The organism is Flavobacterium sp. RHBU_3 (assembly GCF_046613565.1).
GTDB lineage: Bacteria > Bacteroidota > Bacteroidia > Flavobacteriales > Flavobacteriaceae > Flavobacterium.
In genome coordinates this window covers 18,159-41,171 of the sequence record NZ_JBKJHC010000019.1, presented here as the reverse complement: position 1 = coordinate 41,171, position 23,013 = coordinate 18,159, and the positions used below count along the sequence as shown (strand labels likewise).

At 43.0% G+C, this 23,013-nt stretch carries 26 protein-coding genes and 1 riboswitch; of the genes, 14 read left to right on the top strand and 12 right to left on the bottom strand.

Annotated elements, in window-relative coordinates; translation table 11 throughout:
* The 4 genes from ACLI1A_RS18985 to ACLI1A_RS18970 all read left to right on the top strand — a co-directional run.
* The coding region (locus ACLI1A_RS18985; RefSeq protein WP_411410277.1) for a T9SS type A sorting domain-containing protein at positions 1-997 on the top strand (997 nt) is incomplete at its 5' end.
* 124 nt (positions 998-1,121) lie between these two features.
* Positions 1,122-1,967: an orotidine-5'-phosphate decarboxylase gene (gene pyrF / locus ACLI1A_RS18980; RefSeq protein WP_411410276.1), complete on the top strand. Its 846-nt coding sequence runs from the start codon at positions 1,122-1,124 to the stop codon at positions 1,965-1,967.
* 27 nt (positions 1,968-1,994) lie between these two features.
* Positions 1,995-2,804 (top strand): ABC transporter substrate-binding protein, encoded by an 810-nt coding sequence (locus ACLI1A_RS18975; protein WP_411410275.1) that lies wholly within the window; start codon positions 1,995-1,997, stop codon positions 2,802-2,804.
* 38 nt (positions 2,805-2,842) lie between these two features.
* A complete protein-coding gene (locus tag ACLI1A_RS18970; RefSeq protein WP_411410274.1) occupies positions 2,843-3,328 on the top strand; it encodes a hypothetical protein in 486 nt (161 codons plus the stop codon).
* A 51-nt stretch (positions 3,329-3,379) separates the two neighbouring features.
* On the opposite strand, the gene ACLI1A_RS18965 is transcribed toward ACLI1A_RS18970, so the two are convergent.
* Together ACLI1A_RS18965 and ACLI1A_RS18960 are read right to left on the bottom strand one after the other, a co-directional pair.
* Complete coding sequence (locus tag ACLI1A_RS18965) at positions 3,380-3,817, bottom strand: thioredoxin family protein (RefSeq protein ID WP_411410273.1); 438 nt, start codon at positions 3,815-3,817, stop codon at positions 3,380-3,382.
* A gap of 297 nt (positions 3,818-4,114) precedes the next feature.
* The gene (locus tag ACLI1A_RS18960) at positions 4,115-4,831 is read right to left on the bottom strand and encodes a DUF4197 domain-containing protein (protein ID WP_411410272.1); all 717 of its coding nucleotides are present in this window, start codon (positions 4,829-4,831) and stop codon (positions 4,115-4,117) included.
* Positions 4,832-4,988: 157 nt separating this feature from the next.
* Between ACLI1A_RS18960 and ACLI1A_RS18955 the strand changes: the two genes are divergently transcribed.
* A complete protein-coding gene (locus ACLI1A_RS18955; RefSeq protein ID WP_411410271.1) occupies positions 4,989-5,903 on the top strand; it encodes a phosphatase PAP2 family protein in 915 nt (304 codons plus the stop codon).
* 55 nt (positions 5,904-5,958) lie between these two features.
* On the opposite strand, the gene ACLI1A_RS18950 is transcribed toward ACLI1A_RS18955, so the two are convergent.
* Positions 5,959-6,696, bottom strand: a complete 738-nt coding sequence (locus ACLI1A_RS18950; protein ID WP_411410270.1) for a DUF4197 domain-containing protein — start codon at positions 6,694-6,696, stop codon at positions 5,959-5,961.
* Between the two features lie 316 nt (positions 6,697-7,012).
* On the opposite strand from ACLI1A_RS18950, the gene ACLI1A_RS18945 reads away from it, so the two are divergent.
* Positions 7,013-8,506, top strand: a complete 1,494-nt coding sequence (locus ACLI1A_RS18945) for a catalase (protein WP_411410269.1) — start codon at positions 7,013-7,015, stop codon at positions 8,504-8,506.
* A 195-nt stretch (positions 8,507-8,701) separates the two neighbouring features.
* On the opposite strand, the gene ACLI1A_RS18940 is transcribed toward ACLI1A_RS18945, so the two are convergent.
* Entirely contained in the window at positions 8,702-9,586 is an 885-nt protein-coding gene (locus tag ACLI1A_RS18940) for an EamA family transporter (RefSeq protein ID WP_411410268.1), read from the bottom strand.
* 56 nt (positions 9,587-9,642) lie between these two features.
* Positions 9,643-10,209, bottom strand: coding sequence for a pentapeptide repeat-containing protein (locus ACLI1A_RS18935; protein WP_411410267.1), 567 nt, complete (start codon positions 10,207-10,209; stop codon positions 9,643-9,645).
* Between the two features lie 100 nt (positions 10,210-10,309).
* Here ACLI1A_RS18935 and ACLI1A_RS18930 point away from each other — a divergent pair, with 100 nt between their 5' ends.
* The 3 genes from ACLI1A_RS18930 to ACLI1A_RS18920 are packed head-to-tail and all read left to right on the top strand — an operon-like array spanning position 10,310 to position 13,301.
* Positions 10,310-11,596: a YHYH protein gene (locus ACLI1A_RS18930; protein WP_411410266.1), complete on the top strand. Its 1,287-nt coding sequence runs from the start codon at positions 10,310-10,312 to the stop codon at positions 11,594-11,596.
* Positions 11,596-12,276 carry an MbnP family protein gene (locus tag ACLI1A_RS18925; protein WP_411410265.1) on the top strand — a complete coding sequence of 227 codons (681 nt, stop codon included), beginning with the start codon at positions 11,596-11,598 and terminating at the stop codon, positions 12,274-12,276. The genes ACLI1A_RS18930 and ACLI1A_RS18925 overlap by 1 nt, the downstream gene beginning before the upstream one ends.
* On the top strand, positions 12,273-13,301 hold the full coding sequence (locus tag ACLI1A_RS18920) for a cytochrome-c peroxidase (protein ID WP_411410264.1): 1,029 nt from the start codon (positions 12,273-12,275) through the stop codon (positions 13,299-13,301). Before ACLI1A_RS18925 ends, ACLI1A_RS18920 begins: the two co-directional genes overlap by 4 nt.
* Positions 13,302-13,344: 43 nt before the next feature.
* Here ACLI1A_RS18920 and ACLI1A_RS18915 read toward each other — a convergent pair whose 3' ends face one another.
* Complete coding sequence (locus ACLI1A_RS18915) at positions 13,345-13,839, bottom strand: DUF6265 family protein (RefSeq protein WP_411410263.1); 495 nt, start codon at positions 13,837-13,839, stop codon at positions 13,345-13,347.
* A gap of 72 nt (positions 13,840-13,911) precedes the next feature.
* Positions 13,912-13,974: riboswitch (Fluoride riboswitch) on the top strand.
* Between the two features lie 41 nt (positions 13,975-14,015).
* Here ACLI1A_RS18915 and ACLI1A_RS18910 point away from each other — a divergent pair.
* Positions 14,016-15,284 (top strand): voltage-gated chloride channel family protein, encoded by a 1,269-nt coding sequence (locus tag ACLI1A_RS18910; RefSeq protein WP_411410262.1) that lies wholly within the window; start codon positions 14,016-14,018, stop codon positions 15,282-15,284.
* Between the two features lie 39 nt (positions 15,285-15,323).
* Here ACLI1A_RS18910 and ACLI1A_RS18905 read toward each other — a convergent pair whose 3' ends face one another.
* Positions 15,324-16,187, bottom strand: a complete 864-nt coding sequence (locus ACLI1A_RS18905) for an SDR family oxidoreductase (RefSeq protein WP_411410261.1) — start codon at positions 16,185-16,187, stop codon at positions 15,324-15,326.
* A 135-nt stretch (positions 16,188-16,322) separates the two neighbouring features.
* Here ACLI1A_RS18905 and ACLI1A_RS18900 point away from each other — a divergent pair, with 135 nt between their 5' ends.
* Entirely contained in the window at positions 16,323-16,685 is a 363-nt protein-coding gene (locus tag ACLI1A_RS18900) for a winged helix-turn-helix transcriptional regulator (RefSeq protein ID WP_411410260.1), read from the top strand.
* Between the two features lie 65 nt (positions 16,686-16,750).
* Here ACLI1A_RS18900 and ACLI1A_RS18895 read toward each other — a convergent pair whose 3' ends face one another.
* The 4 genes from ACLI1A_RS18895 to ACLI1A_RS18880 all read right to left on the bottom strand — a co-directional run bounded on the left by ACLI1A_RS18895 (position 16,751) and on the right by ACLI1A_RS18880 (position 18,605).
* Positions 16,751-17,068 carry a DUF6787 family protein gene (locus tag ACLI1A_RS18895; RefSeq protein WP_411410259.1) on the bottom strand — a complete coding sequence of 106 codons (318 nt, stop codon included), beginning with the start codon at positions 17,066-17,068 and terminating at the stop codon, positions 16,751-16,753.
* Positions 17,069-17,100: 32 nt separating this feature from the next.
* Positions 17,101-17,580, bottom strand: coding sequence for a DUF6146 family protein (locus ACLI1A_RS18890; protein WP_411410258.1), 480 nt, complete (start codon positions 17,578-17,580; stop codon positions 17,101-17,103).
* Positions 17,581-17,680: 100 nt separating this feature from the next.
* Positions 17,681-18,082, bottom strand: a complete 402-nt coding sequence (locus ACLI1A_RS18885; RefSeq protein ID WP_411410257.1) for a hypothetical protein — start codon at positions 18,080-18,082, stop codon at positions 17,681-17,683.
* A gap of 349 nt (positions 18,083-18,431) precedes the next feature.
* Positions 18,432-18,605 carry a hypothetical protein gene (locus ACLI1A_RS18880; RefSeq protein WP_411410256.1) on the bottom strand — a complete coding sequence of 58 codons (174 nt, stop codon included), beginning with the start codon at positions 18,603-18,605 and terminating at the stop codon, positions 18,432-18,434.
* A 282-nt stretch (positions 18,606-18,887) separates the two neighbouring features.
* Here ACLI1A_RS18880 and ACLI1A_RS18875 point away from each other — a divergent pair, with 282 nt between their 5' ends.
* Positions 18,888-19,580: a hypothetical protein gene (locus tag ACLI1A_RS18875; protein WP_411410255.1), complete on the top strand. Its 693-nt coding sequence runs from the start codon at positions 18,888-18,890 to the stop codon at positions 19,578-19,580.
* 4 nt (positions 19,581-19,584) lie between these two features.
* On the opposite strand, the gene ACLI1A_RS18870 is transcribed toward ACLI1A_RS18875, so the two are convergent.
* Entirely contained in the window at positions 19,585-19,947 is a 363-nt protein-coding gene (locus tag ACLI1A_RS18870; protein WP_411410254.1) for a VOC family protein, read from the bottom strand.
* Between the two features lie 251 nt (positions 19,948-20,198).
* Here ACLI1A_RS18870 and fabG point away from each other — a divergent pair, with 251 nt between their 5' ends.
* Both fabG and ACLI1A_RS18860 read left to right on the top strand, forming a co-directional pair.
* Positions 20,199-20,948, top strand: a complete 750-nt coding sequence (gene fabG, locus ACLI1A_RS18865; protein WP_411410253.1) for a 3-oxoacyl-[acyl-carrier-protein] reductase — start codon at positions 20,199-20,201, stop codon at positions 20,946-20,948.
* Positions 20,949-20,981: 33 nt separating this feature from the next.
* Entirely contained in the window at positions 20,982-23,009 is a 2,028-nt protein-coding gene (locus ACLI1A_RS18860) for a hypothetical protein (protein WP_411410252.1), read from the top strand.
* Positions 23,010-23,013 lie beyond the last annotated feature (4 nt).

Sequence of the window (23,013 nt, the reverse complement as noted above, 5' to 3'; positions counted from 1 at the left end):
AGTAACAGTAACCGATGCCAACGGCTGTACAGCTATGGTCGAAGTAATCATAACAGAGCCTACAGCACTAAACGTTTGGATTGCATCAGTAACTAACGTTCCTTGTAACGGTTCATCAACCGGAGCTTCTTATGCTGGTGTTAGCGGTGGTGTTGAACCTTATACTTACAGCTGGAGCAACGGTGCTACAGAAGATCATATTGACAACGTAGCTGCCGGAACTTACACAGTAACGGTAACCGATGCTAACAACTGTAGCGGTACAGCTGAGGTAACTATTACAGAGCCTACTGCACTAAACGTTTGGATTGCATCAGTAACTAACGTTCCTTGTAATGGTACAGCTTCAGGAGCTTCTTATGCTGGTGTTAGCGGTGGTGTTGAGCCTTATACTTACAGCTGGAGCAACGGTGCTACAGAAGATAATATAAATAACGTAGCTGCAGGTACCTATACAGTAACGGTAACGGATGCAAACAACTGTATGGGTACAGCTATGGTTACCATAACAGAGCCGGATGCCATTGATACTTCAATTACCAGCGAATCTGATGTACTTACGGTAGGTCAGGCCGAAGCGGGTTATCAATGGTATACCTGTGAAACAGGCGGTACTTATACCCTTATTGAAGGAGCTACTTCTCAGCAATATACAGTAACAGCTGTAGGAAGCTATTCGGTAGTAGTTACGTATAATGGTTGTGAGGTGCAAAGTGATTGCTTTGAGGTAGCATCACTATCTACAGAAACAATTGTAAGGGATAACAAACTGGAGGTTTATCCAAACCCTTCAACAGGTATTTTTAGCATAAAAGCTAATAATTACGGTAGTATTACAGCGTTTGACCTTGTAGGGAAAACAGTAGCTACCATCAGGATAACACCGGGTGTAAATAATATAGACCTAACCAAATGTGAAGAAGGTGTATACCTGCTTCAGTATACTTCTGAGAATAATGATCACAGAATCATAAAAGTTATTAAAAGAGGTAAATAATGGCACTTTAAATTGATGTGTATTTTTTTGAAACTTCCGGCCTGTAACAGGGCCGGATTTTTTTTTAATTGTTTGGGGGACAAAAAAACGTACTTTTGCACCGCTAACGCAACAACACAACATTATGACTACTGAACAACTTTATAACCAGATTATTGAGAAGAAATCGTTCCTGAGTGTAGGGCTGGATGTGGATCTTACCAAGATACCCCAACACCTGCTACAAACCGAAGACCCGATTTTTGAGTTTTGTAAAGCAATCATCGATGCTACGCACGATCTTTGTGTGGCGTATAAGCCGAACACTGCTTTCTTTGAAGCATACGGACTTAAAGGCTGGCAGGCGCTTGAAAAAACCATTGCTTACATCAATGAAAACCACCCTGAAATTTTTACCATAGCCGATGCAAAGCGTGGCGATATAGGCAATACCAGCGCCATGTATGCCAAGGCATTCCTTCAGGATATGGATTTTGACAGTATTACCGTAGCTCCGTACATGGGTAAGGACAGCGTAGAACCATTCCTTGCAGTAGAGGATAAGTTTACCATACTGCTGGCGCTGACCAGTAACGAAGGTGCCTTTGATTTCCAGACCAAAGACGCAGGTGGTAAAGAACTGTACAAAACCGTACTGGAAACCAGTAAAACGTATAAAAACAGCCACAACCTTATGTACGTAGTGGGCGCAACCAAAGCCGAGTACTTTACCGAAATACGCCAGATTATTCCGGATAGTTTTATCCTGGTGCCTGGAGTAGGCGCACAGGGAGGCAGCCTGCAAGATGTGTGTAAGTACGGTATGACCGAAAAAGTAGGTCTGTTGGTTAACTCTTCGCGTGGTATCATTTATGCTTCAAATGGTGAGGATTTTGTAGAAAAAGCCCGCGCCGAAGCCCTTGCAATGCAACAGGAAATGGCAGAAATATTGGTAGGCTCAAGACTGAAAGCGCTTAAATACAACTCTTAATTTTTGTTTACCCTTAAGTAACCTGAAGTGAAAATATATACAGATCAACTTGGTAATACTATCTCAGTAGAAAAACCACCTGTGCGCATTGTGTCGCTGGTGCCGTCGTTAACTGAATTATTGTTCGACCTGGGGCTGGAAGACCGCATAGTGGGGATAACCAAGTTTTGTGTACACCCGTACCACCTTAAATCTACTAAAGAGAAGATAGGGGGTACAAAAAAAGTGCATATCGAAAAGATTCGCCTGCTGCAACCGGATATTATCATTGCCAACAAAGAGGAGAATACCCAGGAGATTGTAGAGAGCCTGCAAGGCATAGCCCCGGTGTATGTTACCGATATTAATACCATAAATGATGCCCTGCACGTAATAGCCGAGTTTGGTAAGCTGTTTGCAGTACGAACCCAGTCGCAGCACCTTGTAGACAAAATAGAGCACGCCCGTGCCGATTTTGCCAAATTTATGGAGGGCAGGCCGTGGCAGCGTTCGGCATATTTTATCTGGAAGGAGCCGTATATGGTGGCGGGAAAAGGTACGTTTATAGATGAAATGCTGCAACTGAACCACTTTAGCAATATTTACGAAGCACGCGAAGAGCGTTACCCCGAAGTTATAGCACAGAAAATGCGCATACAGGGCGACCCTCAGGTGATTTTCCTGCCAAGCGAACCCTATCCGTTTAAGGACGAAGATGCCTTTGAACTGGGCCGTTTTACGCACCACGCCAAGACTGTTTTTGCCGATGGCGAAATGTTCAGTTGGTACGGCAGCCGCATAGTAAAGGCTTTTGGGTATTTTAAAGAATTACAGGAAAGGACTACTGAGCCGGTGTAACTATTGTTTATATTTGGAATAACAAATATAAAGGCTACTTGAAAACTGTTAACTTTAAATTTATCATATTTCACTTGGTGGCGGCTTGGTTTTTTATCCACGCTTTTGCTACTGCGTCTTTACTTTATGACGTAAGTCTGGTTAAAGGTTATATTACTGAGGGAGAATCGTATTTTAGTATAGCTGATATAGACGATATGCATTTAAGCTACTTTCTTATGATAACAGGCCTTAGTAGATTCTTTGGCTTTATAGTGGCTGTTTGCATTTCATTTATCATTGCTCGCAAAAAGAAAATCCATTGGTTAAATATAATCCCAATACTTATTATTGGGTATTTTTTTCTTTTCTACGATTTCCTTGGGTGGAATTATGTGAAATTTATCTTCTTACTGCCTGGAAATATATCAAGTATTCTGTTTGTTAAACTGTTAATAAACAGTTTTGTGCTATTATTATTAGGTGTTGCAATATTTTGGTTTGTACCAGGTAAAGAAAAAACTGTTTCAAATACCGTCAATTGAGTTCTTAGGATAAACCAAAAGTCATTTCAGAATCAATCTTTCTCAACAGTCTTACCTCCCCATTTTCTCCAGCATCGATACATACTCCTCGGCAGTGTCCAGGTCTTCATAGCCCTGCTTGTCTAGCTTAGCTCCGTTTTTATCCAGCAGCACTACAAACGGGAAAAAGCCATCGCGGTTGTACTTTTCCGCAAGGATTACATTTTCAGCATTTACGTTAAAGGGTTCGGGCATGCCTTTCTTCTGAGGGAAGTCGGCACGCAGCAATACCCACTTCTTTTCGGCTTCGGCCTTAAAGGTGTCACTGGCCCACAACAGTTCATCAAGGCGCATACAGTTAGCGCACCATCCGGGGCCTGAGAAAACGAGTAAAATCTTTTTGTTGGTGGCTGCTGCTTCTTTCTTTGCAGCGTCGAGGGTGGTGTGCCATTCCTGGCTAAATCCTACCGCATAAGTCAACAAGCACAAGGCAATAAGCGACTTTTTCATCCTGCACAATTTTTTAACAAATGTAACAAAGTATAGCAATTATCAAAATATTTTTTGATAATAAAATCGTGATAAAACAAGTATTGTGGTGAGAATTCTGTAATATGCACGCTATGAACGTGAAGCAGATTGTAAATGTGCGCTGCAAACATAAAAAATGCCGCAACTTTCCGGAGCGGCATTTTTCTAACTAACCCTAACCAAATGTGAGAAAACCATTTTATTATACAGCAAATTACTTAAAAAACTGCCGAAAAAATGTTAAGGTTATGTTATATGTTGTTGCTGTGCAATGGTTTAGCTTTTGTTGTCCTGAAGAGCAAATACACGCTGCAATAAGGTAGAACTACGCTCAGAAATATTTGTACGTATTTCCTTCTCTTCTACAGCTATCATTTTAAACACGCCCTCCAGTGCTTTATTGGTCGTGTAATCGGTTAAGTCAGGGTTTACCTTCTTTACCAGGGGCAGGGCATTGTATTTTGTAATGATGTTTGCCCAAACTGTATCGGCTCCCACTTTACTGAAAGACGATTTTATAACCGGGTTAAACTTAGCGTACAGTTGTGTAGTAGTGGTGGTTTGTAAATAAGAAGTAGCGGCACTTTCGTTGCCCAGCAAAATGTTTCGGGCATCGTTAAACGTCATGTTTTTTACCGCCGACACAAATATGGGGGTAGCTTCCTTTACAGCATCTTCGGCGGCGCGGTTCAGTACTTTCAGTCCTTCGTCGGCAAGGCTGCCCAGTCCCACCTTCCTCAGGCCGCTGTCTACCTTTTGTAGTTCTTCGGGCAGTAATATTTTTACCATCTGGTTTTTGTAGAATCCGTCTGTAGCAGTAAGCTTGCTCACCTGTTTTTCTATGCCTTTGTCCAGGGCCTCACGTAATCCCGATGCAATATCGGCATTAGTAACGCCTACACTTTGTGGTAGTTGCTGGGCTACCTGCTGTAATTCGGCACAGCCTGATAATGTTAAGCACAATGCAGCTACAGGTATAATCAGTTTTTTCATTTAAGTGTGAATTTTAAACCATAAAAGAAAGGCTTTTTACGAAAACAAAAAGCAAACATTGTGATAAATTTCTGCCAAAATATTGTCCTTGTTCAATGCAGGTGCTGTAACCATTATGTTATCTTTGCGTAAACAAAACCATTAACGGCTTCTCCCCATGAAGATAGACAAAAATTTTATAACGTATACAGTACTTTTAGTCAGTGCTTTGCTGTCTCCCCTATATGCTCAGGTTACTACAGATAGCACAGAGGTAGCTGTTGCCGAGATAGTTGCCGATACCGTGGCTGAAGCTCCTGAAAACGGAAGTTTCGGGCATCGTTTTGCGTATGACATGGGGAGTATTTACCATAGTATATTGTTTACTGCTACCGGGCCTGCACGTTGGGAAAAAAAAGATTTTATTACTGCCGGGGCATTTATAGGCGGTTCGGCGCTTTTATTAATGGCCGATGAAGATGTGGCGCGTTATTTCCGTGAGCAGGGCGAACGCGTACCTGAAGGCTGGCACAAAGCGGGGTGGTACATGGGTAAACCCCAGTATAACTATACTTTTAGCCTTGGCGTGTTTGCGGCGGGGCTTATTACCAAGAACGAAAAGATAAGGCGCACCAGTGTATTAATACTTTCTGCGGCTACAACAGCGGGTGTAATGCAAACGGTTTTAAAAAAAGCAGTAGGGCGTGCCCGCCCGGGAATGGATGAAGGTAACCTATCGTTTGATCCGTTTAGTAAGCAACAGGGCTACCACTCTTTTCCGTCGGGGCATACCATACTTTCTACTACTGTAGTATATGCCATTTCTAAGGAGTTTTCTAATCCTTGGGCTAAGGCGGGTATATTAAGTATTGGTCTTATAACACCTATGTCGCGCATGTGGGATAATGCTCACTGGCTTACCGATGTGGTTGTAGGGGCAGGGCTAAGCATCATCTGTGTAGAGTCGGCAGATCATTACCTTAAACTGAACAAGCGTTATGAGCAGGACAGGCTGGCCGATCCGCACCATAAAAAAATATCCTGGAATTTCCAGGCGGGGTATAATACCATAGGCATTACCGGAACTTTTTAAAACACAAAGCCCTTCAAATAAAATCGAAGGGCTTTGTGTTTTAATATATCCTTAATTACTTGCTGTCCTGAAGGGCAAAAACCTTTTTAAGCAAATCGCTCGTACGAGAATTTATGTCGTTTCTTATGTCTTTTTCTTCTACGGCTATCATTTTAAAAACACCTTCCAGGGCTTTATTGGTAGTGTAGTCTGTAAGGTCGGGGTTTACCTTTGTTACCAGTGGCAGGCTGTTGTATTTTGTAATAATCTTTTTCCATACCTCAGTTGCGCCCACCTCATCCAGCGAGTTTTTTACCACCGGGCTAAATTTTCCGTATAGTGGGGTAGTGGTGGTATTTTGCAGGTAGGTTGTGGCCGAATTGTCGGCACCCATAAGTATATTTTTTGCATCGGTAAACGACATGTTTGTAATGGCATTTACAAATATAGGTGTCGATTCCTTTACGGCATCTTCGGCAGCGCGGTTCAGTAGCTTAATACCTTCGTCGGCCAGGCTGCCCATACCTATCTGGCGCAGTTTTTTATCTACCATCTGCAGTTCTTCGGGCATTAATATCTTTACTGCCTGGTTTTTATAAAAGCCATCTACAGCGGTAAGTTTGGTTACCTGCTCGCTTACACCTTTGTTCAGTGCTTCTTTCAGTGCCGAGGCGATATCAGTATTACTAAGCGATGAGGTACCGGTGGCGGCGCTTACTTTTTCTTTGGCTTTGGTCAATAAATTCTTTACCTGTGCATGCGTTACACCCGAAATGGCTATTACAAAAAGAGCCGGCAACAGTATTTTCTTCATAATTATAATTTGTATTTTCAAAGGTAAACCAAAAACCGTACCCTAAAGAGGGGCTTTACCTCATAAAATTTACCATACTCCGCATTTAACCCACCATATTAGTGGAGTATACCGTTACTTTGACATGTGAATTCACGACATATCGTTCTTTTGAAATTTTGTATAGTAGTTTAGTTGTTTGTTTGTCAATATTTTACTAAATTGGTTAGAGGTTTGGCAATGGTGTTATAAGTATAATCAATAGGAGGTTTAATAATCAAAATCTATTGGTTGGTACATTTGTATAGGTTTTAAACAATAATCAATCGTATAAATTATGGCACAGGAAAAACTTACTACTGCATCGGGCAGGCCTTACACAGAACATGAGGACTCTCAAACCGTAGGCCCGCGTGGCCCTATATTACTGCAGGATTATATACTGCACGAAAAAATGGCGCACTTTAACCGCGAACGCATACCGGAAAGGGTAGTGCATGCTAAAGGTTCGGGAGCCTACGGAACATTTACGGTAACACATGATATTACAAAGTATACGCGTGCTAAGATTTTTGGCGAAGTTGGTAAGCAGACACCTATGTTCCTTCGCTTTAGTACGGTTGGTGGCGAAAAGGGTTCGGCAGACAGTGAGCGTGACCCGCGTGGATTTGCACTGAAGTTTTATACCGAAGATGGCAACTGGGACCTTGTAGGGAATAACACTCCTGTATTCTTTATAAAAGATCCCAAGAAGTTTAGCGACTTTATCCATACCCAAAAACGCGACCCACAGACGAACCTGAAGTCGCCCACCATGATGTGGGACTTTTGGTCACTTAACCCTGAGAGCCTGCACCAGGTAATTATCCTGATGAGCGACAGGGGTACACCGTACGGCTACCGCCACATGCACGGTTTTGGCAGCCATACGTTTAGCTTTATCAATAAAGACAATGAAAGGTTTTATGTAAAGTTCCATTTTTTAACAGCACAGGGTATTAAGAATTTTACCGATGCCGAAGCTGCCGAAATGAAGTCGAAAGATATGGATTTTGCACAACGCGATTTGTTTGAGAATATACAGAACGGCAATTTCCCTAAGTGGAGTATGAAAATACAGGTGATGCCTGAGGCAGAATCTAAAACATACAACATTAATCCGTTTGACCTTACCAAGGTATGGCCACACGCTGATTATCCGCTGATTGATGTGGGTGAGATAGAGCTGAACCGTAACCCGGACAATTACTTTGCCGATGTAGAACAATCGGCTTTTGCTCCGGCTCACGTTATAGACGGTATTGGCTACAGCCCCGATAAGATGCTGCAAGGCAGATTGCTAAGCTACCCCGATGCGCATCGTTACCGCCTGGGGGCTAACTACGAACAGATACCGGTAAACCGTTGTCCGTTTGCAGTACGCAACTACCAGCGCGACGGACAAATGAGGGTAGACGGAAATGGTGGAAGCACGCCAAACTATTTCCCGAACAGCTTTGACAATGTGGTTGTAGACCAAAGCTATAAAGAGCCGGCATGGGAACTGGACAGCCTGGTGGCCGACTGGTACGACCGCAATGCCGAGGGCGAAAACGACCATTACACCCAGCCGGGTAACCTGTTCAGGTTAATGGATGATGAAGCCAAGCGCAATACAATACACAATATAGTAGGTGCCATGAGCGGTATTGCAGGCCCTAAACGAAATGAAATTATAAACCGTCAATTATGCCATTGGTTCAGGGCAGATATAAGTCTTGGCATGGGAATTGCACAGGGATTACAGATACAAATAGATCCTGCCATGATGAGTGGCGGACATCAAAAATAATATTGGCCTTCGAAAGGTTAATAATTGGTTGGTTGGTTTTTGAAAACCCTGCCCTCTCCGGGTGGGGTTTTCTCTTTTTATTCATTTATATATAGGTGAATCTTTGTGAGATATTTTTTTACCACAAAGGATACAAGTTGGTAAAAATCAATATTGTAATGTGAGACGCATTCAATGCGTCTCTACGGGGAAATACTAATTCTTGTTGCCGGAATAATTCCCCACATTAAAAACAATTATAGAAACCACTATAAGCGCATACGAAACCAATTGTATGGGAGTAATGGCTTCATTATAATAAAATGCTGAAAGCCCGAAACCTATAAGTGGGTTTAGGTACATAAGTATGCCCAGCGTAGAGGACTTAATGCCCTTTAGCGCAAACAGGTTCAGGAACATCGGGAAAATGGTAAAGCCCACGGCAATAAGGCTTATGTAGCCGTAAAACTTAGGTTCCTGTGGCACAGTGCCGCTATACACAAAATAGAAGGGCAGTAGCATAATCCCTGTAAGTGTAATTTGTGTACTGAGCAGCACAAACCTGTCAAACCCTGTAAATTTCTTTTGTAATACCAGGTACAGCGCATACGAGCCCGCTACAAGCAAGCTGTAAAACAGGTCGGAATAACTGCCTATAGACAGCAGAGCACATCCGGCTACACTAATAAGCACGGCGCCCCATTGCATTTTAACCAGCTTTTCGCGCAGTATAAAAAATGCCAGTACGGTGGTAAGTATGGGGCACAGCATATAGGCCAGCGATGCAGCCTTTACGCTAATATGGTTCATTACAAATATAAAGGTAAACCAGTTAGCCACGAGCATTAGCGAACTGATGAGTGTAAGCCATAAAATGTTCTTTTGCTCCGCTTTTTCCATGGCCTTAAAATACTGCAGCGTATCTTTAAGTTGCCTCCTGCGAAACAGCAGGTTAAGCGGCAGCATAAGTGCTACACATGTAAATATGCGGTAAAACAATATGTCTTGAGATGGATAGTCGTGCAGTGGGCGCAGCACAAAACTAAACATGCCCCAGATAGCGAAGGCGGTTATGGCTGCGGCATAATATTTAGAGCGCATTTTCTGTTGGATAAATTACGCGGCAAAGGTATTGCATTTCGCCTTATAAAAGAGGTTTACTCTATATCTATCTTATACTTGTGCAGTAAGCCTTCAATATTATCGCGGCTAAAGCGGGCTTTCTTAATACGATTGCTCTCCGGGCAAATGGCAAAGTTATAGGCACTGCGCAGGTCGGCTTTTTCCAGTACGGTACGGTCAAATACAGCGTTTTCCAGATTGCAGTGGTCAAAACAAGCCCCCGTAAGGTCGGCTTCGGTAAAATCAGCTTCCGAAAGGTCGCAATGAATAAACTTGGTGCCCTTCAGTTTCATTTTATAAAACGATGCCAAATCCATAGGGCAGTGGTCAAAACTCACGCTAAACAGGAAAGGGTCGCACCCACTGAAGTTAAGTCCCAGCAGCTTACATTCCTTAAATTCACATTCCTTAAAAGCGCTGCCGCCTATTTGTGCATTACCCATGTTACAACTTATAAAAGTACACTGGCTGAATACAATACCGCTAAGGTTGGCATTTTCAAAATTACATCCGGTAAAGGTGCAGTTATCGTACTCCGCTTTTGTAAGCGGATTATCGGTATAATCTTTCTTTTTATAATCAAGGTCGGTTATCAGTTGCATGGGTACAAATAAAGTGCTAATGTATTCAAAAAAATGATGCAATGCTGCGAAGGAATTTGTTAAACTGCTCGTCTAAACCTGTATAAAACAAATTATAGGCATGAAACTAACCGTTACCCTTCTTATGTTATTGTGTGGCACAGTAGCATTGGCACAGCCACTTACCGATAGCTGGATTATGAACCAGGGCGAATATGCGAGCTACTGGCAAAATACCAATGGTAATCCCACAAACCCATCGTTTGTATTCTATACCACTACAACCCCGGCAAACGTTACGGCGGTGTGCCAAAACGATGCGTATGTATACGTACAATCGGAGGGTATGACCACCGAAATGGGGCAGTTCCTTAATCCGGGAGCACCTGCCGCGCAGGGGTATACTTTTGCCTTCCCGAAAAGCCCTGTTGAGGCTACAACGCCTGTGGTTTCACCCAAATTAGGCGCTATAGGCATGCTTACAAACGGGGTACCTATTTACGGGCTTAGCAATGCCCACTATTATAACGGTACTAATAACAACGGTATGGGGCAGGGTACCTGGAATGTAGAGGTTTATAAATCAGAAGGTTTTGTGCTCGATGCCACGCTTGGGGCACACCCGCAGCAACAGGGCGCATATCACAGCCATGCCAAGCCGTACCGCCTGTATGAGGCTTCGGGAACCGATGTGCATTCGCCTATAGTAGGCTATGCGTTTGATGGTTTCCCTGTGTACGGGCCTTACGGCTATACCGACCCGATGGACGCCACAAGCGCTGTAACTCGAATGAAAACAGGATTCTCATTACGCAATATCACCACACGTACCACACTACCGGGAGGCGTTGCGCTCACGAGTGCCAATTACGGCCCTGCGGTAAACGCTACCTATCCCATAGGAACCTATATAGAAGACTATGAGTGGCTGGCAGAAAACGGCGGTACACTGGATGTGCACAACGGACGCTTTTGCGTAACACCTGAATATCCTGAAGGCACCTATGCCTACTTTGTAACCATAGATGAGGCGGGTACGCCCGAATTTCCATATTACATAGGCATCCACTATTTTGGGGAACCCTATACCGCAGATATTACCATGGGGACAGTAATATCGGTGCCGTCTGATGCAGTTTGCGCAGATGCATTGGGTGTAGGGCAAGTGGCTATCAATAATACTATGGCATATCCTAACCCGTTTCAGGGTGGATTTACCATTAGCCTGCCGGATGTTTCGGGAAGTACGCTCATCGAACTGTATACACCCGATGGCAAGCGTGTTTTTAATAAAACCATTACCGGTAACCAGGTATATGTGGAGCTGCAAGGTATTGCTATTGAAATGCTCATCCTTAAAGTAACAAACAACAATAAAGTATACAGTACAAAAATGATGATGAAATAGTGTCAAAATCATTGCTACACATATTCCTGTTTTTACTGGCTTCGTGTCCGTTACTCGGGCAGGAACGGGGTAGTGTGTCTGTTAACTTCGGTTTTTATTTTGACGGACAGCCATTAGAGCTGGGCAAAAGCTATGTTACTTCCCTTAACGGTGAGGTATCGGTAGAAACCTTACGGCTGTATGTGTCGCAACTTTCATTTTGGAGCAAAGGAAAAGAAGTGTATACGGATGCCCATAGCTATTATCTTCTGGATGCTTCCAAACCTGAGTCGTTATTACGGCGGGTAAACATCCCAAAAGGGCTGGCGTTTGATGCAGTGCATTTTAATTTTGGCATAGACGAAGCAACTAATAATAAAGGTGTGGGAGAGGGTGACCTCGACCCTGCTAACGATATGTACTGGGCGTGGCAAAGCGGTTACATCAACCTGAAACTGGAAGGAGTATATGGTGCTAAACACGAGTCTTTCCAGTATCATTTGGGTGGGTTTTTAAAGCCAAATGTATCGTGCAGATCTGTTGAGGTAGCTATTACCAATACCGCTGCCGTGGTTATAGCGGTTGATGTTGCACCATTTTTTCAGGCGGTTAATATCAGTGCCAAAAGCAGGGTAATGTCGCCCGGAGCTGCAAGTGTACAACTATCTGATGTAGCTGCAAAAATGTTCCGTATCCCATGAAGAAGCTTTTGTACATAGCCGTGATTTGTTTGCTGGCAGTTGCCTTTGGTACACTGCCTGATGATGAGGTTTATGTACCGGTACCGAAGAATTGGCCTAAGCCTGCTTACGATTTTTCGGGGAATCCCATCACTAAAGAAAAGATACTGCTTGGGCGCGCTCTGTTCTACGACCCGCTGCTAAGTGCAGATGGGAGTGTGTCATGCGCCAGTTGCCATTCGCCTTATAATGCCTTTACGCATACCGACCATAAAGTGAGCCACGGCATTTACGACCGTATAGGCACCCGCAACGCCCCTGCGCTGCAAAACCTGGCATGGAGTACCACCTTTATGTGGGATGGCGCTGTACACCACCTAGATGCGCAGGCACTGGCACCCATACACAACAAGGACGAAATGGATGAAACCATTACACATGTGGTGCAAAAACTGAATGCATCGCAACTGTACCGCGGGGCTTTTTACCGTGCATATGGTGATAGTATTGTTACAGGTACCCAGGTACTGAAAGTGATGTCGCAGTTTATGCTGACACTGGTTTCGCAAAATGCAAAGTACGATAAGGTGATGCGTAGCGAACAGGTTTTTACTGAAAGCGAAACCAAAGGCTACGAATTGTTTAAGCAACATTGTGCTTCCTGCCACAAGGAACCGTTGTTTACAAACAATGGTTTTGAAAACAATGGTCTGCAACCCGACAGCATCTATAAAGACGGCGGGCGTATTAAGGTAACGCACCGCGAAAAGGATTCGTTATTGTTTAAAGTACCTTCACTACGAAATGTAGCAGTGACGTATCCGTATATGCATGACGGACGTTTTGCCAACCTGCAAATGGTACTGTTTCATTACACTAACGGGATTTACAAAAGCACAACGCTTTCGCCCAGACTAAAAAAGCCTATAGTATTGTCTGAGAATGATAAACGTAACCTCATCAGCTTTTTAAAGACACTTACCGATGAGAGCTTCCTGCACAATAAAGACAATGCCTATCCTAAGGATTTCTTTACGGAAAGGTGATTTTTATTAGCTTTGAAGCAAATTCATCTATAACAATTACGTATTACTTCACCTTCTTCATCGGGAAGTTTTCACTGGCAGGTTTACCCTTTTGCGTACCGTAAATAACCGCTACCAGCGAATCGGGTTTTACCTGTGTGTATACAATTTTGTTGGGATAATCGTGTTTTGGGTTTTCAAACACTATTTCGGTATCGGTAATTTTAGTAAGGTCAAAACGCACAGGTTGTTCGTTGTTTTGTCCGGGTACAGTAACGGTATAGGCCATTTTCCCGGCTACCTCATCCAACACAACAGTTTCTGAGAACAAAGTGTCCTTGCCAGATATGTAATAGCTTGCTCCATTTAATACAGAGTCGTTAGCTTTTACCCAGGTTTCCTCATACAGCCCGTCCTTGGATGGATTTTCCCAGCGTCCTAACAGCCATTCAGCTTTAGAGATTTGCCTATCGGGTGCGGGAGTTTCTTCTTTTTCTTTTTTGCAGGATGCTGTAAATAAGCCTAAAGCAATTAAGGAGGTGAGTAAAGTATGTTTCATAGTGTCGCTTTTATTGCAATTTAAGTAAAAAATATCACGTAACGATAAATCAAAAAATCCCTATATTTGTACTACAAATGTGGCAATGATGTCTGCCCCGAACCGCCTTTAAAGGCTGATGGCGTCTACTTAACCGGCTTATGCCGTTGTAGATGTATTTTAGTAAACCAGACATAATGAAAGAACAACAAAACATTGCCGACACTCCCGTAAAACATCACCTGATTTCCTTTTGGAAATGGCTGTTGCTGTCGGTACCCATTGGTGTACTTGTGGGGTGCGCTTCTGCATTTTTCCTGTGGTCGCTTAACTGGGCCACTGATTACAGGGAAAGCCACCTGTGGCTCATTGCCCTGCTGCCGTTGGGTGGATTTATCATAGGGCTTACCTATCATTATTTTGGCGAAAGCGTAGTAAAAGGAAACAACCTGCTGCTTGAGGAAATGCATTCGCCTAAAAAAATCATCCCGTTCCGTATGGCGCCGTTGGTGCTGTTCGGCACACTGGCTACACACTTTTTTGGAGGTTCAGCAGGACGAGAAGGTACCGCAGTGCAAATGGGCGGCGCTATTGCCGACCGTTTTACCAAATGGTTCCGCCTGGAGGATACTGACCGAAAGGTGGTGCTGATTATGGGTATCAGTGCCGGATTTGCCTCGGTATTTGGTACACCGCTGGCGGGTGCCGTATTTGCTGTTGAGGTAATGATGATAGGCAAGGTACGATACAAAGCGTTATTACCGAGTTTTGCCGTGGCGTATATAGCCGACTGGGCCTGCGAACTGTGGAACATAGGACACACACATTACAGCATTCCTTTTGTGCCAGATGTTACAACCGAAGGATTGTTGTATACCTTGCTGTGCGGAATATTGTTTGGCATTGCAGCACTGCTATTCAGTAAGGCAATACATTTTTTTGGAGCACAGTTTAAAAAACACATTAGTTACCCTCCGCTGCGTCCGGTTATTGGTGGGGTAGTAATAGCCCTTGCCGTGTGGGCGCTGAGTACTACAAAATATATAGGGCTTGGTGTGCCTACCATAGTAGAATCATTCAGCGTTAGCGAACCGCCGTATGCTTTTTTGCTTAAGCTGTTGCTTACCACATTTACTCTTGGTGCCAGCTTTAAAGGAGGCGAGGTTACCCCGTTATTTTTTATAGGAGCTACACTGGGCAGTGCACTTTTTATGGTAGTGCCATTGCCATTGGCTTTACTGGCAGGGATGGGTTTTGTAGCCGTATTTTCGGGAGCTACAAATACGCCTGTAGCCTGTACGCTTATGGGGATAGAACTTTTTGGTCTCGAAGCCGCAGGATACCTTGCGGTGGCCTGTGCTGTGGCATATCTGTTTTCCGGGCATACGGGTATTTATAGCAGCCAAGTTATTGGAGGTCCCAAGCAACTTATTCTGGACCGAATAAAAAACAAGAAGCAGGTATAAAAAAATACCCCGAAGCACTGCTTCGGGGCTGGTATGGATTTACTTGCCGTAAACCCCGGTTAAATAGTCTTTCAATGTTGTAGGCTTCCTGCCGATAAGCGCTTCAAGGTCGGCCTTACCGGTTTCGTATTCATGCTCTTTAATCGATTTTGCAAATACGCAGAACATCCAAATGTAAATTTCGGGTACACCGGCTTCGGTAAGTACTGCTTTATATGTTTCCTCATCCGGGCTAACGTAAGCTATTTCCTTGCCCGAAATTTCAGTAAGATAAGCAGCTACATCAGCTAACGAGTATTCTTCATTGTTTGCTATAGCGTATTCTTTATTGTCGTGGCCTTCGGTAGCAAGTACCGTAGCGGCAGCAAGCGCCATATCCTCACGGGTAGCAAAAGGTACTTTACCGTTTCCGGCAGGGAAGAAGATTCCGGTTTCCAATACTTTTTCGCCTACAAACATAGGCACTACATCGGCATACAGGCTGTCGTTAAGCAATACATAGCTAAGTCCTGATGCTTTAAGGTAATCTGCAGTAAGGGCGTGGTCTTTGGCAATGATTTCGGTTGCCGAATTGTGTGCGTCTTTAGCCTCAATGCTGGTATAAGCCACTTGTTTTACCCCGGCTTCCTTAGCAACGTCTATGGCATTTTTATGCTGTCCGAAACGGTCGTCAAAATCATTAGATGATATAAGCAGTACTTTTTCCACTCCCTGAAAAGCCGCCACAAGCGAATCGTAATTTTTATAGTCGCCTATGCGTACGCTAATGCCTTTATCGGCAAAAGCCTGTGCCTTTTGTGCATCGCGTGCCAAAACGGCTATTTGAGTTGCGGGTACTTTTTCAAGGAGGTAGTTTACAACGGCAGTACCAAGCTGCCCTGTTGATGCTGTTACAAGTATCATATTACAATGTTTTAAAAAAATTATTATCTATTGTTTTTATTACATTGCAAACTTATCTACATTTGCTATACAAAATATAGTACTATGCTTTAGGGTAGCGCTACCCTTTTGTATAGTGTCGTTAAAAATTACACTATGGAATCACCCGATATAATCCTGGAACCTTTTGTGCGCTGCCACAAAGAATCTATGCGCCCTATAAAAGACGCACTGGAAGCCCTGAGCGGTAAATGGAAAATGCCTATAATGGTAGCGCTAAGCAGCGGCCCTAAGCGCTTTAAGGAGCTTTCGGCTGAGGTAGGTGGTATTACCGATAAAATGCTGAGCAAGGAACTGAAAGATCTTGAGATGAATAAGCTGGTTAAGCGTACGGTTTTAGACACTTTTCCGCCTACGGTAGAGTACCGCTGGACAGCGCATAGCTATACACTGGGTAATGTAATGTGTGCCCTGGAAGAGTGGGGCAGGTTGCACAGAGAAACGGTTATAGGGAGGTAGTATTTAAGATTTCAGAATTTAGATTTCAGATTTAGTTTCACTCTGAAGACTACTATCCTGAAACATTATTTCTCGTTTTCCTTTGGCAGGATAAAACCCAGGCCAAGGCTGCGGAGCATTTTCTTTTCAAACATCCAGAAAAACTTAAACTGCCCGGATATAAACCCAAAAAACATGAGTATTACCTGGTATGCCGGGAAAATAATAATTATGTATAAAGGATAATATGCCCATAACGGCCAGGTATCTTTGGTAATGCCCATTGCTGCCAGTATGGGTTTAGACACATAAGCAGAAGTAGAACCGGTAACGGCAAATACAATAAAAATAACTACCAGCTGGTAGTTATGTTTTAATCCCCATCGTTGTTTAAATTTTTCCATTTGTGGCGGCTAACACCGCAAATATACCGCATTTAGTCTCTCGGCACAAGCCCTCCGAGCCTTTGATTGTTATTTATTTGGAAATAGACTAAATAATTATACAAAAGGTAATTCACTTCATATCCGTATTTTGTGTGGCCATCATAGTCTATACGCATCTGGTACATGTCTCCGTAGCGCTGCGGTTGCATTACCCGCATGTTCCATTCGTTAACCCATTGCAGGTTATGGTTGCGCAGGTACGGTTCTCCATAAAAACCACGTGGCTTGGCGCGGCTGTACAGCCAGTTGTTAAACCCTGGATCTATAATTATTACTTCATACTCCAGTGAGTCGTTTGCTATACGCACGGTATCATTTTTTTGCGGGGCGGCATTACTGGCTACCTGTGCGGTTTCATTTCCTTTAATATCGGCAGCGGGTATGCTCCTTACTGCTGTGGCATTCTTAGAACCGCAGCCCGGTAATACAAGCAGAGCAAAGGCAGCAATGGTGATTATAAAAGCTTTCATAGTTTTTGTTTTAAATTTACAAATAAAAAAGGCAACCCTTTTAGTATAAGGATTACCTTTTTATATAAATGGTTGGGGCATACCCCAAATATTTTTATGCTTAAGCCGAGGTATTAGCAGCAGCCTCAGCTTTAGAGTGCATTTTATCGGCTATTTCAGTACCTTTTTGTACTGCTTCGTCCAGTTTTTTGCCGGCTGTTTCTTTAAAGCTGGCATACTTATCTTTTATTTTTCCGCCAAGTTCTTCTGCTTTTTCGGTTAACCCGTCCAGGTAACCTTTACGTTTCAGGATAATGGCTGCTACGGCAAGGGCTGCAACTCCGGCTGCAACTCCTATGATTACTTTTTTGTTATTCATGATTATTGACTTTTTATTTTTTACTTCTTTTTTAAATTGTTTCATTGATTTGTCGCTATACCTGTTTGGGTTTGTACCGGCATGGTCGGCATGATGGTTAAAATCCCGTGGGGTATTTTTCGGATAATTTTTTTGCGTTTCCATGATTATTAGCTTTTAATGGTGATGATTTTGTTACTTCTATACCATAAAGTTACCCAATGAAAACAAGGCACTGTATTAATGAAGTCTTAAAAAGGATAGAGGAGGGGAAAGTTTAACTTTTTATTGGGTTAAGTGTTTGGTTTTTAAAAAGATAATGTTAAAAATGGTGATAATTATGCGTGATCTCATGTCGACGATAGGAGACATCTCAATGACATGGTAGAGATTTCTCGGCTTCATTGCATTTCGCTCGAAATGGAACACGCGACAAGAATGTACAAAACAAAAAAAAGCACCCGGAAAAGGGTGCTTTGTGCGTTACATATATTCGGTGTTTAAGCTGATGGCATTATACAAACAGAGGGTATTCTTCTTCGTCATAGATATCTTCCCTTTCTTCGTCCAATTCATCTTCGGTAAAAAAACCAAAGAATTTTACCAGCCCAAATCCGGCAACGGCAGCGAGCAAAAATTTCAGCAGTTTCATGTCGTTACTTTTTATTGGGTTGCTATTAATTTTCATGATTCAGTTGCTTTTATAATTGATGATTGATTATTTTCTTGACGTAAAATTACTGTTCACATTCATAAAAAACACTATCCTTTAATAAAATTTTAGTAATCAAAACGTAAAATTGTAATGAAATCCGTTTTCGATGTAATAAAATCCCTTCGCGTTACAATGCGTGCATATTTTTTTAACGTTTTGTATACATTTCGGCCTGTAAAGCTGCCCTTTTTTGTAGTGTAGTATAGGGTGGCAGCGTTTTTAAAATATGTATTTTAGCAATACAAACCCATAACCATGAAGAAACTGATTTTGCTTGCCGCTGTACTGATATTCAGTGCGTGTACTGATAAAAAGGAATCACCCGTTAAGGTGGAAATAAATACACCCGAGGTTAATGCCGCTGAAAAAGAGCTTAGAACCGCACTAAGGGAATCAGTGTTTATTAAGGCAATAAATAGTACTGATAACTTATCTGGGTTATCTTTCCATAAAATTGCTGCTGACAGTAGCGGCTCGGTTGTAATAAAAGCCGACAATGAAAACATAGTACAGTTTAAAGCATACACAGACGCAAAGTTCGAAACCGAAAGTTACGGCTATTCTTTACTTGGGCTGGAGCCAAAAACCGGTTTTTACTGTGTGGAGCAAAACCTTTGGGAAGACCAAAAGTATTTCCTGGTACAAAAATCCGACGGTTTAAAATATGAAATAGCAAACGAACCCGTAATCAGTACTAATGGCAAATGGCTTTTTGTAAAGCAAAACGATTGCTTCCGTATGTTTGACGATTGCCCACCGGGTTTTACCGTGTATTTTCTGAAAAGTGGAAAACCCGAGCCGGATTTTGATGCTAAGCTCAGCAACTATTATATAGACAGGGGAGGGTGGCTGCCAAACGGGCAACTGGCCATTTGCCTTAAAGCAATAGACAGTAAGGACAAAAAGGAATATTATTTTGAAATAAGCCCTAAGGGCGGGTTCAGGTAGTTTATTACAACTTAAAATGCGGGTTGTATATCAGCCCAATCACATTTCCCCAGGCATCTTTAACCGAAGCTACTACAATATCGCCGCCTACGTTTTGAGGGGCTTCGTGTGCTATCGCACCAAGGTCTATAAAGCGTTTGTATGCCGCTTCAATATCTTCCACACCCCAGTAGGTAACAACATTGTCGCCCGTTACGGCTTCGTCGGGCATCAGGCCAAGTTCATACCCTGCAATGTTAAAGCCTACGTAAAAGGGTTCGTCAAAATATGGTTCGGTTTCAAAGGCTTTGGTGTACCAAGCTTTTGCAGCTTCAATGTCAGTTACTTTATAGCCCACGGTGCGTAAGCCAAGGATTTTTGTGCTCATGTTTTAAGGATTGATGTTTGCGTTATGTTACAAATATAGCTAAAGTTTCAGCCACGAATTTCACCAATTAAACGGATGTTGATTTGCTTTTTTGGATATCTTTCTAAAAAATGTCTTTTAAAATTGGTGGAAATTAGTGTAATTCGTGGCTGATTTTTTTAAAAACGCATATCATGCGTTTGTCTTTGCAGGCTTAGCCCAAAACATTTATTATATTTGTGGCTTTGTAAAAATAAAACAAACATTATTTTATGAAATTACTTGAAGGAAAAACGGCTATCATTACCGGCGCCAGCCGTGGCATAGGCCGTGGTATAGCGCTGTCATTTGCACAGCAGGGCGCTAACGTGGCTTTTACCTACAGCGCGTCTGTAGAGGCTGCACAGGCACTTGAGGCAGAGCTTGCTGCGTACGGTATTAAGGCCAAAGGCTACCAGAGCGATGCAGCCGATTTTAACCAGGCACAACAGCTTGTAGACGATGTAGTGGCAGAATTTGGTACCGTAGACATCCTTATAAACAATGCGGGCATTACTAAAGACAACCTGCTGATGCGTATATCTGAAGCAGATTTTGATAAAGTGATTGAGGTAAACCTTAAATCGGTTTTCAATATGACCAAAGCGGTACAACGCCCTATGCTAAAACAGCGCAAAGGTTCTATCATCAACATGAGTTCGGTGGTAGGCGTACAGGGTAACGCAGGCCAGAGTAACTACGCGGCTTCTAAGGCAGGTATGTTGGGCTTTACCAAGTCTATAGCACTTGAGCTTGGTTCGCGCAACATCCGTTGCAATGCCATAGCTCCTGGTTTCATTCAAACTGAAATGACTGCTAAGCTGGATGAGAATATTGTTAAAGGCTGGGCCGATGCCATTCCGCTTAAGCGCGGTGGTACGCCTGAAGATGTGGCCAATGCCTGTATTTTCCTTGCCAGCGACATGTCTGCTTACATCACCGGACAAACACTTAACGTGGATGGCGGTATGATTACTGCATAAACAATAAATTTTTAAAATAAGCGATATTACTAAATGACTGCAACAACGGTATTACTACTCATTGTAGCTGCGCTGGCAGCATTTGGCTTATCGTTTTATCAATACCTTTTTAAGGCTAAAAAGAAGGACAAAACGCTCTTCTTTTTGGCCTTTTTGCGTTTTGTTACGTTGTTTGCCATATTTGTGCTGATTATAAACCCTGTGGTAAGCCATAAAGACCTGCAAATTGCCAAAACCCCGCTGCCGGTACTGCTGGATAATTCGCAATCCATAAAAGAGCTGGGGCAAGACAGTATTGCAAGGCTTTTGGCAGAAAAGATTTCGGGCAATAAACAGCTAAAGGACAAATACGATGTGCAACTGTACACCTTTGACGATGCCTTTGAAACCGGAAAAACACCCGATTTTAAAGGGAAGCAAACGCATATAGACCAGGCTGCCCAAAATCTGCAACAGCTGTACCGTAATGCTACCTATCCGGTAGTGCTGCTGAGCGACGGTAACCAAACCCTGGGCAACGACTACATTTACAGCTTTAAGGATAATACCACCGTATATCCCTTAGTACTGGGCGATACCACCACATTTACCGATCTTAGGGTAGGACAGGTAAACGTAAACAAATACGCTTTCCTGAAGAATAAATTCCCGGCTGAGGTGTTCCTGCAATACAATGGTAATAAGGCCGTAAATGCCACCTTCAGCATTATGCAGGGCAACAGCACGCTGCACAAGCAAACGGTGAGTTTTTCGCCCGATAAAAAGGCACAGGTGGTCAATGTATTGCTGAATGCCGAAAAGGTGGGAGTGCAGACGTTTAAAGCGGTAATTTCTTCTCCCGAAGCGGAAAAGAATAAATACAACAATGTAAAAAACTTTGCTGTTGAGGTGATAGACCAGCGTAGCGAAATAGCCCTTGTAGCTGCGGTGAATCACCCGGACCTTGGTGCCATAAAACGCGCTATAGAAACCAATCAGCAGCGTAAGGTAACCATACTGAAACCATCGGAAGTGAAATCACTGGGCGATTATAACCTGCTGATACTATACCAACCCGATGCCTCATTCCGACAGCTTTTCGAACAAAATAAAAGTGCCGGACTCAATACGTTTATTATTACCGGAAACAGTACCGATTTTAACCTGCTGAACCAAAACCAGAGTTTGGTTAACTTCAGGATGAGTGGCCAGCGCGAAGATTACCTTGCCGATTATAACAGCCAGTTTGGTCTGTTCTCGCAAGATAATATTGGCTTCGCCGATTTTCCGCCGCTACAGCACCCGTTTGGTACCATTACGGTAAAGGAAGATGCTTCGGTATTACTAACATCGCGCATACGCAATGTGGCTACGGGCAGCCCGATTATGGTGTTTAGCGAAAATGGGGCTAAGCGTTCGGCTATGCTGTTTGGCGAAAACATCTGGAAATGGCGCATGGAATACCATGTTACCAACAAATCGTTTGACGGTTTTGATATTTTTATAGACAAAACCGTGCAGTTCCTTACCACAAATTCTAAGCGCAAGTCGCTTGTAGTAAACCACGAAAGTTTTTACAACAGCGGTGAGGCCATTACCATTACTGCCGAATACTTTAATAAAAACTACGAGTTTGACGAGAACGCCCGTCTTACGCTTTCGCTGAAAAACAAAAAGACCGGTGCAAGCAAGAGCTACGATTTCCTTAAAGGTAGTAATGAGTACAAAGTAAACCTTGACGGCCTTGGAGCAGGGGAGTACACTTTTACGGTTAAGGAAGTTTCCTCTAATACTACTTATGCCGGCAAATTTGAAGTGCTGGATTTCGAAATTGAAAAGCAATTTGTAAACCCCGACCTGGCACGCATGAAACAGCTGGCGCAAAATACTAATGGTGCAGTATACTATCCTGCCACCGCAGATGCGCTTATAAAATCATTATTGGATAATGATATTTATAAGGCTACCCAGAAAGAAGTGATTAAAAAATCACCGCTTATAGACTGGGTGTGGCTGCTGGTTATTGTGGCGCTTTCACTGGCTGTAGAATGGTTTACAAGGAAGTATAACGGGTTGTTGTAAGTGC